Source organism: Bacillus sp. FSL W8-0183, from assembly GCF_038006825.1.
GTDB lineage: Bacteria > Bacillota > Bacilli > Bacillales > Bacillaceae > Bacillus > Bacillus altitudinis.
Genome location: NZ_JBBOVY010000001.1, coordinates 2,696,726 through 2,710,373, shown reverse-complemented (window position 1 = coordinate 2,710,373; position 13,648 = coordinate 2,696,726). Strand labels below are relative to the sequence as shown.

The window sequence follows — 13,648 nt, the reverse complement described above, 5'->3', positions numbered from 1 at the left end:
GTCTTAAGGGCATTGTCGGGAGGAAGACGTAATGCGTACAATTAAAGTAGGTTCTAGACGAAGCAAACTTGCGATTACACAAACAAAATGGGTCATTCAAAAGTTGTCTGAACTAAACCCTTCTTATTCTTTTGAAATTAAAGAGATTGTGACAAAGGGTGATCAAATTTTAGATGTGACCTTATCAAAGGTTGGCGGAAAAGGTCTGTTTGTTAAAGAGATTGAACAGGCAATGCTGAACCATGACATTGACATGGCGGTACACAGCATGAAAGATATGCCGGCCTCTCTTCCGGAAGGTTTAGTCATCGGCTGTATTCCTGAGCGTGAAGATGTGCGGGATGCATTGATTTCAAAGGATCATCTCCGTCTTCATGAACTGCCAAAGGGAGCGGTTGTGGGAACGAGCAGCTTACGGCGCAGTGCCCAGCTTCTTCAGGAGAGACCAGATCTTGAGATTAAATGGATCCGTGGAAACATTGATACGAGACTCGAAAAACTGAAAAATGAAGAATATGATGCGATTATTCTAGCGGCTGCCGGATTGTCTAGAATGGGCTGGAGTCAAGAAGTCGTGTCGGAATTTTTATCTCCTGATACTTGCCTTCCTGCTGTAGGGCAGGGCGCATTGTCGATAGAATGCCGAGGAGATGACGAAGAGCTATTGCAGCTGTTAGCTCAATTCACAAATGAGTATACAAAGAAAACGGTCCTTGCTGAAAGAGCTTTCCTTCAACAAATGGATGGAAGCTGTCAAGTGCCGATCGCTGGTTACGCAACGATGAATGAGCGTGATGAAATTGAATTGACAGGTCTTGTGGCATCTGCGGATGGGCATACGATTATTCGAGAAACCGTAACAGGTACTGACCCTGAGGCAATTGGAACAGCATGTGCGAAGCAGATGGCTGATAAGGGAGCAAAGGATTTGATCGACAAGGTGAAAAAGGATCTGTCTTCCCAATGACGATAGCCAAATCGCTTTACGGACAGACGGTGCTTGTCACTCGAAATGAACGTCAAGCGGGTGCGTTTCAGCAGAAAATTGAAGCGCTGAACGGCCATGCTGTTTTAACCTCTCTTATCAGGTTTGAACCAACGCTGACAAAAGAAAAAGCGAAGGTATTTTTAGAAGATTTAGAAGCAAGCCATTGGCTTGTGTTTACGAGTGTAAATGGTGCGTCTTTTTTTCTCAGTTATATAGAGAAGCATCAATTACATCAAAGCTTATCCCACTTGAAAGTGGCGGCCGTAGGTGAAAAAACATCTGCCTATCTGATGCAGCACGGCTTAAAAGTGGATGTGGTTCCAGAACGTTTTATAGCAGAAGAACTGGCAGATGCTTTAATTGAACATGTACACCCAGAAGAATGTGTCTTTGTAGCAAAAGGTCACCTGTCACGAGATGTGGTGAAGAATACCCTCGTTCCGCTTGGCATTGACGTAAAAGAGTGGATTATATATGAAACAGTGAAGGATGAGGACGGAATTATCGCACTCAAGTCGGCAATGATGGAGCAATCATTTGATTTTATTACATTTACAAGCTCTTCCACTGTTCATTCTTTTATGCACGCTATGGAGGCTGATATCGATAGATTAGCTGCATCAGACACATGTTTTGTGAGCATCGGTCCTCTTACACAAGAGGCACTGCTTCAATACGGGATTTCTTCTGAAACCCCAGATACTTATACGATAGACGGGATGCTTGATTTGATGTGCCGTTTATCTGAAAGGAAGTTGAACCAATGATGAAATTTAACAGACACCGCAGATTGCGTACAAGCGCAGGAATGAGAGAATTGGTGAGAGAAACATTTTTAAGACCCTCTGATTTCATTTATCCCATCTTTTTTGTAGAGGGAGAGAATGTCCGGAAAGAAGTCCCTTCAATGCCGGGTGTCTATCACATTTCAGTTGATCTTGTGAAAGAAGAAGTCCAAGAGCTTGTTGACCTTGGGATTAAATCTATCATTGTTTTTGGGGTACCAGACCATAAAGACCATGTAGGCAGTGAAGCTTATCACGATCATGGGATTGTTCAAAGAGCAACGCTTGAAATCAAAAAGCATTTCCCAGAGCTTGTGGTCATTGCTGATACTTGCTTATGCCAATATACAGATCACGGACATTGTGGAATCGTTGAAGATGGAGAAATTTTAAATGATGAATCTCTTCAGCTCTTAGCGAAAACCGCTGTCAGTCAGGCTCGTGCAGGTGCAGATATCATTGCTCCATCAAACATGATGGATGGCTTTGTTATCGCAATTCGTGAGGCGCTTGATGAGGCCGGCTTTGTGCATGTGCCTGTCATGTCATATGCTGTGAAATATGCAAGTGCTTTTTACGGTCCGTTTCGTGATGCGGCGCATAGCACACCGCAGTTTGGAGATCGTAAAACGTATCAAATGGACCCTGCAAACCGCTTAGAAGCACTGAGAGAAGCGCAGTCTGATGTAGAAGAAGGCGCTGACTTCCTGATCGTGAAGCCGTCACTTTCATACTTAGATATCATGCGTGATGTGAAAAATGAATTTACACTTCCTGTTGTTGCGTACAATGTGAGCGGAGAGTATGCAATGGTGAAAGCAGCAGCTCAAAATGGCTGGATTTCTGAAAAAGAGCTTGTTCTTGAAATGCTGACTAGCATGAAACGTGCAGGCGCAGAATTAATCATTACGTATCATGCAAAAGATGCAGCGAAATGGCTCTCAGAATAAAGAACGGATAGACAGGAGGACATTGAAATGGGACGTAGCTATGAAAAGTCAAAGCAAGCATTTAAAGAAGCGCAGCAGTTAATGCCGGGTGGTGTGAACAGCCCTGTGCGCGCATTTAAATCAGTCAATACAGACCCGATTTTTATGGAACGAGGAAAAGGCGCAAAAATATACGATATTGACGGAAATGAATATATTGATTATGTCTTATCGTGGGGACCGCTTATTTTAGGGCATACGAATGACCGTGTGGTTGAAAGCATTCAGCGAGTAGCTGAACATGGTACAAGCTTCGGTGCTTCTACTTTAGTTGAAAATGAATTAGCTAAGCTTGTATCAGAACGAGTTCCTTCTATTGAGGTCATTCGTATGGTCAGCTCTGGAACAGAGGCGACGATGAGTGCGCTTCGTCTAGCACGTGGTTTTACAGGCAGAAACAAAATTGTGAAATTTGAAGGCTGTTATCATGGACACGGTGATTCTTTGCTCATTAAAGCTGGTTCGGGTGTGGCAACGCTTGGACTTCCGGATAGCCCTGGTGTCCCTGAAGGTACAGCAAGCAATACGATCACCGTTCCATACAATGATTTAGAAAGCATCAAAGTCGCTTTTCAAGAATTTGGAGACGACATTGCAGGTGTCATTGTAGAACCAGTTGCAGGAAATATGGGGGTTGTCCCTCCGCAAGAAGGTTTCTTGCAAGGATTGAGAGACATCACAGAGGAATATGGCTCTTTACTCATTTTTGATGAGGTCATGACAGGCTTCCGTGTGGATTATCATTGTGCACAAGGCTATTTTGGCATTACGCCTGATCTGACATGTCTTGGTAAAGTCATCGGAGGCGGCCTGCCAGTTGGTGCTTACGGCGGTAGAGCGGACATTATGAGACAAATTGCGCCAAGCGGCCCGATTTATCAAGCAGGAACGTTATCCGGTAACCCGCTTGCGATGACAGCAGGTCTTGAAACATTAAAACAGCTGACACCTGAGTCTTATGAAGAGTTTAGACGCAAAGGAGATCGTTTGGAAGAAGGCATTTCAAAAGCGGCGAAAGTACATGGGATTCCATTAACATTTAACCGTGCCGGTTCCATGATCGGATTCTTCTTTACAAACGAACAAGTCGTCAATTACGATACAGCGAAAACAGCTGACCTCGCTTTATTCGCTGAATTCTACAAGGAAATGGCTGATCACGGCATCTTCCTTCCGCCTTCACAATTCGAAGGGTTGTTCCTCTCAACTGCTCATACGGATGAAGACATCGAGTATACAATTGCGACAGTTGAAAAGGTATTTCAAAAATTAGCTCAGTAACCAAAAGCCGATATGGAGACATATCGGCTTAGATCGTTGACAAAGGGTTAAAATGAACTTTATTTTAGCCCTTTGTCTTCTTTTTAGCGTGAAAGAAAACCTTTGCAATCTAGGAAGGACGAGTACTGGAGCGGAGCGAATTTGACATTCGTGAGCACCAGCGCACAGGACTGACACCGAATGCGAGGGTTTGTCTACACGCTGAGCCGATATGGAGACATATCGGCTTTTTGCTTTGCATAAAACCAATCATATTTTCACCGCCTCCTTCATACACCTGTATTGACATCTAATTTTATTTTGAAGGATTAGATGAAAGGAGGACACCGACTTGTCTCAAAACAATCGATTACAGTTTTCGGTAGAAGAGTCCATTTATTTCAAAAACGGACAGGAAGTCAGTGAGCTACTGTCAATTTCTCTCGATCCTGACATTCTCGTTCAAGAAGTGAATGATTATGTTTCCATTAGAGGTTCACTCGAGCTAACAGGAGAATACAACATAAATCAAGAGGAGCTAATGGGTGAATCCAGTTCCTATGCATCATACAGGCAGGCTGATGAGGTGAAGGTAAGAGAGGACGGAACGGCGGAGCTGCTGCATCAATTTCCGGTGGATATCACGATCCCCAAGAACAAAATTAGTCATTTAAATGATGTATTTGTGTTTATTGATGCATTTGATTACCAGCTGACAGAAAGCCGTTTGCTCACGATTCAGGCTGATTTGGCCATTGAAGGTCTGTTAGATGAAGGAACGCCTGAACCGCTGGTAGAAGGGCCATATGAATTTGTCCATCGTGCTGAAGAGGAATATGGCGATGTCACCTATGAATATCAGGCGCGGCCTGAATATGAAGAGCAAGAAATGCTCCCACGTGAAGAGCATGAAGAAAATGCAGAACAGCATGCTGCTTTGCAACATGAAGCGCGAACTGAACAAGAAGAGGATGAAATAGACATCGAGACGGTGATGGTGGAAGAAGCAGAAGAAGAGGAGGAAAATGAGGAAGAAGAAGCCGTGGCGCTTGGGTATCGTTCCTTCCCAGAAGCTCAAGTACAAGAGCCGCCATTCTTTGACCCGCCTAAGCTGTTAGAAGAAGAGGAGCGGGATGATACGTTCTTTGAGGTGGAAGTGAGGAAAGACCCTGAAGCAGAGAGCAAGGAAGAAGAAGAGCCGCCAGCTTATCCAGCCTTTGAATCACCTACTTATCAGATGGAACAGACGCAGGAAGAGCGGGATGACAGCTATCAGTTCGAACGATTATATGAACGTGAAGCACCAAAGGTGTATGAATCAGCTCAAGAAGCTGAGGAGTTTGAACATGACCAGAGAGAAGCGTCTGGCAGTGAGAATTCTCTTTATTTAACGAAGCTGTTCGCTAAGCAGGAGGAGGAAGATTTTTCTCGCATGAAAATATGTATAGTTCAGCAAGAAGATACGGTCGATCGTATTTGTGAGCGATATCAGTTGAATGTGCAGCAGCTCCTTCGAACGAATTCATTGTCGGTGGATGCAGAGCTTGAAGAAGGGCAGATTCTTTATATTCCTGAATATCAAAAAAGCAATGCATAGTATGAGATGATGGACCGAGAAAATGTGGTGAGAGAACGTGGATGAAATCCAATCTGTCCTATACGAATACGGGCTTGAGGCTGAATATATCGAACCTGTCAGTCCAGCTGTCGTTAGAGTGTATACAAAGCAGGGCGTATTTGCACTAAAGCGGGTAAAGCCCCATCGACACATGCAGTTTACAGAGCAAATGCTTGAACTAGAATCAAAAGGCTATCGCTCGTTTGTGCCGATTTATCGCACGAAGAGCGGTTCCTTTTTCTCTAATCATCGGGAAAGCCAGTACACGTATTATCTCATGCCATGGCTGACCAATGAAAAGAGAGAAGAGCAGGACGATAAACATGAATATTTATTTCAAGAGATTGCAAGACTTCATAAACGAACAGAAGTCATGATGGACATTACTGAGCAGGAAATAGAGGCTCACTACACCCAAATGAAAAGCAAATGGGAAACAGAGAAAGACATGTATGAACGATTTATCGAGCGGGCAGAACAAACATGGTATATGTCGCCATTTGAGCTGGCTGCTGCTATGTATTTTTCAGAAGCGATGTCTGCAAGTGAATTTGCACTTGAACGTTTAGAGGATTGGCATGAGGAAATGAAAGACCAAGAGACGACACGTATTGTGTTAAACCATGGGCAATTGTCAATCCATCACTTTTTGTACAATGATGTAGGTACAGGACATTTCACCAATTTTGAGCGGTCCAAAAAGGCTGCCCCCATTTATGACCTTTTGACCTTTTACTATCGCACATTCAAAACCTACCCTACTCCTTGTCCTGAATGCACATCTTTGTTTTATACGTATCAAAAGGGAAATAAACTTCGTGAGGAAGAGATTCATTTGTTCTTGAGCTACCTCGCTTATCCGCAGAGTTTGTTTGATACGGTGAAAGCCTATGAAGCAGGCGGACAGGATGAGATGGAAAGTTGTCAGGAGCTGTTAAGGGCGTATTGGCAAATGAAAAATTCTGAGCCGACCGTCATGAAAATACACGAAATTGAGCAGGCTAGACGCCTTGAAGAAGAACAAAATGCCTCGTCATCAGAAGAGTGACGAGGTTGTTTGCTGTTGCGCTATGAAATGTCTAACGAGGGACCTATACATAAGAGTGAGCCTGCAGCTTTCAGCTCTCTTAAAACCAATCAAGGTGAAAGGCACAGGCGAGAAATATAAGAATTCCTAAGATGAGGACGTCAAATGTTGTGGGAAAAATGATCGTGCGAAAGCCTTGAAATATGGCAATCGGGAGAACGACTTGGGAGGCAACTGCCCGAATTTGTCTAAGCCATGGGGGGAGTGTGTAAGGATTGATCTTTTTCAAAATAAAACGCCCTCCTTCTTTATTTTGTTATTATCATATGGGCAAAGAGGCAAAGGGTGCCTGCCCAATTTGTATAAAGAAGAAGAAAAGCGGAAAAGATGATTGACGAAAACAAAAGGCATTTAGTAATATTAATAAAAGATGAGTATAAGCTGATGAACGTGATATATCGTAAGCGTGGATCAGGAAGAGTACGAGCAAGCCCCTAAAGAGAGGGAAACCAATAGCTGAAAGGTTTTCTAGGATGCACTTGTTTGGAAGGTCGCCTGTGAGCTTAATTTCTTGAAACATGTAGTAGAGAAATTCGGGAGATCCCCGTTATCCTTTAGAGAGTACGGGACACGTCTAAGTGTTTCGTGAAAAAAGGTGGTACCGCGAAAAAGCTTTTTCGTCCTTTTATAAGGATGAAAAGGCTTTTTTATGTTTCATCAGCCGAAAAAATGTGGAGGTAACACAAATGGGAACAAATAATCAAGAAATGCCAACAAAGTACGATCCAAATGCGATTGAAAAAGACCGCTATACGTACTGGCTTGAAGGGAAATTCTTCGAAGCACAAAATGACAAAACGAAAGATCCATATACAGTCGTCATTCCTCCACCAAACGTGACAGGAAAATTACACTTAGGGCATGCTTGGGATTCAACTCTTCAAGACATCGTGACTCGTATGAAACGGATGCAGGGCTATGATGTTTTATGGCTGCCAGGAATGGACCATGCGGGTATTGCAACACAAGCCAAGGTAGAGGCGAAGCTTCGCGAAGAAGGTGTGAGCCGCTATGATCTCGGACGTGAAAAATTTGTAGAAGAAACGTGGAAGTGGAAAGAAGAGTATGCCGATTTTATTCGCAGCCAGTGGGCGAAAATGGGTCTAGGTCTAGACTATTCGCGTGAGCGTTTCACATTAGATGAAGGCTTGAATAAAGCGGTCCGCCAAGTGTTTGTTCAATTGTATGAAAAAGGATTGATCTATCGCGGAGAATACATCATTAACTGGGACCCAGCAACAAAAACGGCCCTTTCTGATATTGAAGTCATCTACAAGGATGTGCAAGGTGCGTTTTATCACTTGAGATATCCGCTTGCAGATGGATCAGGTTCGATTGAAATTGCGACGACAAGACCTGAAACGATGCTGGGAGATACGGCAGTCGCTGTACATCCTGAAGATGAACGCTATCAGCATTTGATTGGGAAAACAGTTGTTTTACCAATTACAGGCCGAGAGATTCCAATCGTTGGGGATGACTATGTCGATATGGAATTTGGATCAGGAGCTGTAAAAATAACGCCGGCTCATGACCCGAATGACTTCGAGCTTGGAAACCGTCATAACCTAGAGCGCATTCTTGTGATGAATGAAGATGGCACAATGAATGAAAACGCACTTCAATACAAAGGAATGGACCGCTTCGAATGTCGTAAACAGCTTGTGAAAGATCTTCAAGAAGAAGGCATTTTGTTCAAAATTGAGGACCACATGCATTCAGTTGGTCACAGTGAGCGCAGTGGCGCTGTAGTGGAGCCATATTTATCAACACAATGGTTTGTGAAAATGCAGCCGCTCGCAGATGAAGCCATCAATCTGCAAAAAGGTGATGAGCAAGTTCAATTTGTTCCAGACCGATTTGAAAAGACGTATTTACACTGGATGGAAAACATTCGTGACTGGTGTATTTCTCGTCAACTATGGTGGGGACACCGCATCCCGGCTTGGTATCATAAAGAAACGAAGGAAGTATACGTGGGACTTGATGCGCCAGAAGATATTGAAAACTGGGAGCAAGATAACGATGTACTTGATACATGGTTTAGTTCAGCGCTTTGGCCTTTCTCTACAATGGGCTGGCCAGATGCAGACAGTGAAGACTTCAAGCGATACTACCCAACCAATCTGCTTGTAACAGGCTATGACATCATCTTCTTCTGGGTATCCCGTATGATCTTCCAAGGTCTTGAATTCACAGGAGAAAAACCATTTAAAGATGTCCTCATTCACGGTCTTATCCGCGATGAACAAGGGCGTAAAATGAGTAAGTCACTTGGCAACGGAATTGATCCAATGGAGGTTATCGACAAGTACGGAGCGGATTCATTGAGATATTTCTTAGCGACTGGAAGCTCTCCAGGTCAAGATTTACGTTTTAGCTTTGAAAAGGTTGAATCCACTTGGAACTTTGCGAACAAAATTTGGAACGCATCCCGTTTTGCTCTCATGAATATGGATGGTTTAACGTATGATGAGCTTGATTTAACAGGAGAAAAATCAGTTGCTGATCAATGGATTTTGACACGCTTAAATGAAACAATTGAAAGTGTCACACAGCTTGCTGACAAGTATGAGTTCGGTGAAGTAGGCAGACATTTATACAACTTCATTTGGGATGATTTCTGTGATTGGTACATTGAAATGGCGAAACTTCCGCTTTATGGAGAAGATGAAGCAGCGAAGAAAACGACTCGTTCGATCCTTGCGTATGTATTAGATCAAACGATGAGACTTCTTCATCCGTTTATGCCATTCTTAACAGAAGAAATCTGGCAGCATCTACCTCATGAAGGTGAGTCCATTACTGTAGCGGCATGGCCTGAAGTGAAGCCGGAGCTTTCCAACGAACAAGCTTCTGCTGATATGAAACTGCTTGTTGAACTGATTCGTTCTGTTCGTAACATTCGCAGTGAAGTCAACACGCCAATGAGCAAACAAGTTGAGCTTTACATTAAAGCATCTACGTCTGATGTTCAGGAACGTTTAGAGAAAAATCGTTCATATATTGAGCGCTTCACGAACCCAAGTGTTCTTGAAATTGGCACAGATGTCCCAGCTAGTGATAAAGCGATGACGGCTGTTATTTCTGGAGCAGAACTCATTCTGCCGCTTGAAGGCTTAATCAACTTAGATGAAGAAATTGCTCGTCTGCAAAAAGAGCTTGATAAACTGACAAAAGAAGTGGAACGAGTTCAGAAAAAGCTTGGCAATGAAGGCTTTATGAAAAAAGCGCCTGAAAGTGTCGTAGAAGAAGAGCGTGCGAAAGAACGTGATTATGTCGCAAAACGCGAAGCTGTTCAAAAGCGTATTGAAGAGCTGAAAGCATAAGAGTGAAAAGACGGCTCCTAATGAATTGGAGTCGTCTTTTTTGAAAATTTCGTATGAAATGAGAGATGACATTGTTTACAACCTATCATGAAGCCATTGAATGGATTCATAGCAGACTCGCTTTCGGTGTCAAACCGGGACTTGAACGAATGAAATGGCTGATGGACAGACTAGACCATCCTGAACAAAAAATAAAAGCGGTGCATGTAGCTGGAACAAATGGAAAAGGATCAACGATTGCATTTACGCGATCCATTTTACAGTCAGCGGGCTATTCAGTTGGAACCTTCACCTCGCCATTTATTTTAACGTTCAATGAACGAATTAGTGTTAATGGGGAGCCGATTTTAGACGAAGAGTGGCTGAGTTTGGTGAACGAAATCAAGCCTTTAGTTGATGAATTAGATGACACTGAGCTTGGTGCAGCAACAGAGTTTGAGATTATTACAGCATGTGCGTTTGCTTATTTTGCCTATGTGCACCAAGTAGACTTTGTCCTCTTGGAAACAGGACTTGGCGGAAGGCTTGATTCTACAAATGTAGCAGCGCCCATCTTAACAGCAATTACGTCGATTGGACACGATCATATGGCCATTTTAGGCGACACACTTGATCAGATTGCAGCAGAAAAAGCTGGCATTATTAAAGCTGGGATTCCGATAATCACGGCCGTTCATCAAGCGGAAGCTCTTACTGTGATTCAACACAAAGCCGAAGAAAAGAATGCGCCGTTTATCTCGTTACATGATACTTGTACCTTTAGGGACCAGCATCCGACTGAAACAGGTGAACGCTTCACATTCACTACCCCAAAAAGGGAGTACTCGCAGCTAGAGACAGGGTTAATCGGAACGCATCAACGGCAAAATGCTTCCCTTGCTGTTCTACTCATTGAATGGCTGGAGCAAGAAGGATATATCCATGTGCTAAATGAGCAAGTTTATGAAGGAATTCGGCAGGCGGTGTGGGCTGGAAGATTTGAAAAGGTCCAAGATCAGCCTCTTGTTTATTTAGATGGTGCTCATAACGAAGAAGGAATGGACCGTTTAATCGAAACTGTACAAGCTCATTTTTCTAGTAAACAGGTTCATGTATGTTTTAGTGCGTTAAAAGATAAACCTTACAAACAAATGATCGAAAAGCTTGAAAGGATTAGTTCATCGATTCATTTTGTTTCCTTTGACTTTCCAAGAGCTGAATCAGCGGAAAAGCTTTATGCTTGCAGTCATTTAGAAGCAAAATCGTTTGATGAAGACCCTCGTGCAGTGCTTGACTTCATTCAGAAGAAAAGAGATGACCCTTCAGCAATGATTCTGGTGACAGGTTCCCTTTATTTTATCTCAGATGTACGAAGTCGTATTTTACAGTAAGGAAAAGACGCAAATTGCTTCTATGCAATGTGCGTCTTTTTTCTTTTGATATGTAGGAGAGGGGGAAAATCACTTTTTCGCAAGGTGATCAAAGGTGAATCGCTATGGTACAATCCGGTCTATTCTATTTCCGGAAGGAGTCACCTAATTTGATTGATTTTTTTATGTTTTTCACAGGCATGGTCATGGGGTCATTTTTTCATCTTGTTGGTGAGAGGCTTCCAATGAAGCGGTCTATTCTTTTTCCTCGTTCACACTGCGGAGCTTGTAAAGAGCCGCTTTCTTTTCGCGACATGCTCCCGCTTATTTCTTATATTGTATTGAAAGGGTCATGTAAGCATTGCGGAACCCGGCTCTCTTTGCTTTATCCAATGGTTGAGCTGTTGACAGGCGGCCTTTTTTTACTCGTTTATAGACATGCTGGTTTCTCTTTTGAGGGCCTTTTTCTTGTGAGTCTATGTAGTTTATTCGTGATTGCTGTCGTGAGCGATCTTTTTTATATGAGAGTACCCAACGAGCTCTTTCTCTTCTTTTTTCCTCTTTTCGTCATATACCGCACGCTAGAACCGCTTTTTATTTGGTGGGAAGGAGCGGCATCTCTTCTTATTTGTCTTCTTTTGTTTTATAGTTTAGAACATTTCAAGCCAAATAGTATGGGGGGAGCGGATGTCAAACTATTTGGTGTGCTTGCATTTTGCTTCGGATTTAAGCCGTTTCTGACCATTCTTTTTCTTTCGTCTGTCACGGGAATGGTTTACGCAAAGGTGTTTTCTTACAAGGCAAATGAACCCTTTCCTTTTGTTCCTGCCATCGCTTGTTCTTTCTGGTTTTATCTTTTTTTGTGTGATCTGTTAAACCCAATTGGTGATTTTTTTGGATGAGAAAATTGGCGAACACTTTTTGAACCTGCCGACAAAAGTCTTGTTCTTTTTTTTATTGGCTATGTTAAAGTGTGAAACAGAAAGAAGGACGGGTTACATTCGCGCTATTTCATTGGACAGAAAGGTCTTTCTTACAAACAATGTCAGAAAGCGGGGAATGACAGTGAAAAAAAGGCAGGCAAAAAAACAAGGGTTAAAGGTCAATATTAATGGCAAGGAAGAAATGCTGCATGGAGAAGAGCATCAGCCTCAAAAACAGCAAGAGGATCAAGTGACGTTTTCGAACTGGGAGGAAAAGAGGCAGTCGGAACAGGAGACAGCCGCTTCCGGGGAAGAACCGTCTAAACCGAAAGAAGAAGATTTTCAATGGGACGATGCGGCTGATCACATTTATCATTCGGATCCAAAGGTCGTCACACCTTATCAAAAGAAAAAAGGTTCTTTTGAACAGAAGTTCAGTAAAAACCGCGGTCCCTTCAAACGAGTGATGACAACGATTGTGTTTGCAGTCGTTCTAGGGACAGGCCTCGGTGTATTTGCACTAAGTTTAAGTAAAGATGGATCTGCCAATCCATCAGGAGGCGATCATATCAGCGTCTCAGCATCTGGAAGCGGGCCTTCGGCGAAAGCTGGGGGAGATGCACCACCGGCTGATCTTGCAGATACGTCAAAGGACAATGAAGGTGAAAAAAGTGCAGCAGGTCATTTTTCAACCTTTGTGGTGCAGGCTGGAAAGTTTTCTTCTGAAAAAGGAGCAGATGACTTAGTTGACAGTTTAAAAGAGGCAGGATATGCAGGTAAAAAGGTATCAATGGATGATGGATATTATGTTATTGCCGGACTTGCCACAGAACAAGGTATGACAAGTGCCGTTGGGAAAAAATTGATCGATCAGCACTTTGAAGCATGGGGAGGAAAAGAGCTCTCATTTCAAGTGCCGGATGAGCTGACAGGTTTAATAGAGAAGGCATCTGTCCTATCCTCTAAGGTGATTGCAGGAGAAGATGTGGATCAAAAAGAAGTCACTCAGTTGATTTCTGAGCTTGAAAATGCCAAAACAACCGACGCACCAGCTAAAAGCAGTTTGCTGAAAGCTGTACAGCTTTTAAATGACCCATCTGCTGAAAATGGCTGGAAATCTCAGCAAGCGCTATTAGATCAACTAAATACGTAAAATCATGTTTTTAACAGCCAAACTAGTCTAAAAATGACTAGTTTTTTTCTTTTGCTTCCAACATAATGATGTAGGAACATGAAAATGGCATTTTCGTTAATTGTCGGTAAGATGTTCATTTGATAGGATGAATGGGTATCTTACTTCTTAGGCTAAACCCTGAAAGG

10 protein-coding genes, 1 pseudogene and 1 other annotated feature are annotated in these 13,648 nt (G+C 42.9%); of the genes and pseudogenes, 10 read left to right on the top strand and 1 reads right to left on the bottom strand.

What is annotated here, in order from left to right; all coding sequences use genetic code 11:
• The first annotated feature begins 31 nt into the window (after positions 1 to 31).
• The 6 genes and pseudogenes from hemC to ysxE all read left to right on the top strand — a co-directional run bounded on the left by hemC (position 32) and on the right by ysxE (position 6,688).
• Positions 32 to 967 carry a hydroxymethylbilane synthase gene (hemC, locus tag NSQ64_RS14455; protein WP_024718409.1) on the top strand — a complete coding sequence of 312 codons (936 nt, stop codon included), beginning with the start codon at positions 32 to 34 and terminating at the stop codon, positions 965 to 967.
• Entirely contained in the window at positions 964 to 1,755 is a 792-nt protein-coding gene (locus tag NSQ64_RS14450; RefSeq protein WP_341017071.1) for a uroporphyrinogen-III synthase, read from the top strand. The genes hemC and NSQ64_RS14450 overlap by 4 nt, the downstream gene beginning before the upstream one ends.
• Positions 1,752 to 2,723, top strand: coding sequence for a porphobilinogen synthase (gene hemB / locus NSQ64_RS14445; protein ID WP_007501555.1), 972 nt, complete (start codon positions 1,752 to 1,754; stop codon positions 2,721 to 2,723). Before NSQ64_RS14450 ends, hemB begins: the two co-directional genes overlap by 4 nt.
• Before the next feature lie 27 nt (positions 2,724 to 2,750).
• Complete coding sequence (hemL, locus tag NSQ64_RS14440; protein WP_060781245.1) at positions 2,751 to 4,043, top strand: glutamate-1-semialdehyde 2,1-aminomutase; 1,293 nt, start codon at positions 2,751 to 2,753, stop codon at positions 4,041 to 4,043.
• A 331-nt stretch (positions 4,044 to 4,374) separates the two neighbouring features.
• A pseudogene (locus NSQ64_RS20995) lies at positions 4,375 to 4,854 on the top strand (LysM peptidoglycan-binding domain-containing protein); the annotation flags it as partial.
• A gap of 802 nt (positions 4,855 to 5,656) precedes the next feature.
• Complete coding sequence (gene ysxE, locus NSQ64_RS14430; RefSeq protein ID WP_035391224.1) at positions 5,657 to 6,688, top strand: spore coat protein YsxE; 1,032 nt, start codon at positions 5,657 to 5,659, stop codon at positions 6,686 to 6,688.
• Between the two features lie 79 nt (positions 6,689 to 6,767).
• Here the strand turns inward: ysxE and NSQ64_RS14425 are convergent, their stop codons facing one another.
• Positions 6,768 to 6,956, bottom strand: a complete 189-nt coding sequence (locus NSQ64_RS14425) for a hypothetical protein (protein WP_003216497.1) — start codon at positions 6,954 to 6,956, stop codon at positions 6,768 to 6,770.
• Between the two features lie 169 nt (positions 6,957 to 7,125).
• Positions 7,126 to 7,355: a binding site (T-box leader), on the top strand.
• A gap of 58 nt (positions 7,356 to 7,413) precedes the next feature.
• On the opposite strand from NSQ64_RS14425, the gene NSQ64_RS14420 reads away from it, so the two are divergent.
• From NSQ64_RS14420 to NSQ64_RS14405, 4 genes are all read left to right on the top strand, one after another.
• Positions 7,414 to 10,056, top strand: a complete 2,643-nt coding sequence (locus NSQ64_RS14420; protein ID WP_146270676.1) for a valine--tRNA ligase — start codon at positions 7,414 to 7,416, stop codon at positions 10,054 to 10,056.
• Between the two features lie 65 nt (positions 10,057 to 10,121).
• Positions 10,122 to 11,426 carry a bifunctional folylpolyglutamate synthase/dihydrofolate synthase gene (locus NSQ64_RS14415; RefSeq protein ID WP_341017064.1) on the top strand — a complete coding sequence of 435 codons (1,305 nt, stop codon included), beginning with the start codon at positions 10,122 to 10,124 and terminating at the stop codon, positions 11,424 to 11,426.
• A gap of 149 nt (positions 11,427 to 11,575) precedes the next feature.
• Entirely contained in the window at positions 11,576 to 12,307 is a 732-nt protein-coding gene (locus tag NSQ64_RS14410) for a prepilin peptidase (RefSeq protein ID WP_341017063.1), read from the top strand.
• Positions 12,288 to 13,481: an SPOR domain-containing protein gene (locus tag NSQ64_RS14405; RefSeq protein ID WP_341017061.1), complete on the top strand. Its 1,194-nt coding sequence runs from the start codon at positions 12,288 to 12,290 to the stop codon at positions 13,479 to 13,481. The genes NSQ64_RS14410 and NSQ64_RS14405 overlap by 20 nt, the downstream gene beginning before the upstream one ends.
• Positions 13,482 to 13,648 lie beyond the last annotated feature (167 nt).

What these genes read in the sequence shown, in the direction of transcription:
- hemC (WP_024718409.1), top strand. Translation starts at nt 32, where the DNA reads ATGCGTACAATTAAAGTAGGTTCTAGACGAAGCAAACTTGCGATTACA.
- NSQ64_RS14450 (WP_341017071.1), top strand. Translation starts at nt 964, where the DNA reads ATGACGATAGCCAAATCGCTTTACGGACAGACGGTGCTTGTCACTCGA.
- hemB (WP_007501555.1), top strand. Translation starts at nt 1,752, where the DNA reads ATGATGAAATTTAACAGACACCGCAGATTGCGTACAAGCGCAGGAATG.
- hemL (WP_060781245.1), top strand. Translation starts at nt 2,751, where the DNA reads ATGGGACGTAGCTATGAAAAGTCAAAGCAAGCATTTAAAGAAGCGCAG.
- NSQ64_RS14420 (WP_146270676.1), top strand. Translation starts at nt 7,414, where the DNA reads ATGGGAACAAATAATCAAGAAATGCCAACAAAGTACGATCCAAATGCG.
- NSQ64_RS14415 (WP_341017064.1), top strand. Translation starts at nt 10,122, where the DNA reads ATGACATTGTTTACAACCTATCATGAAGCCATTGAATGGATTCATAGC.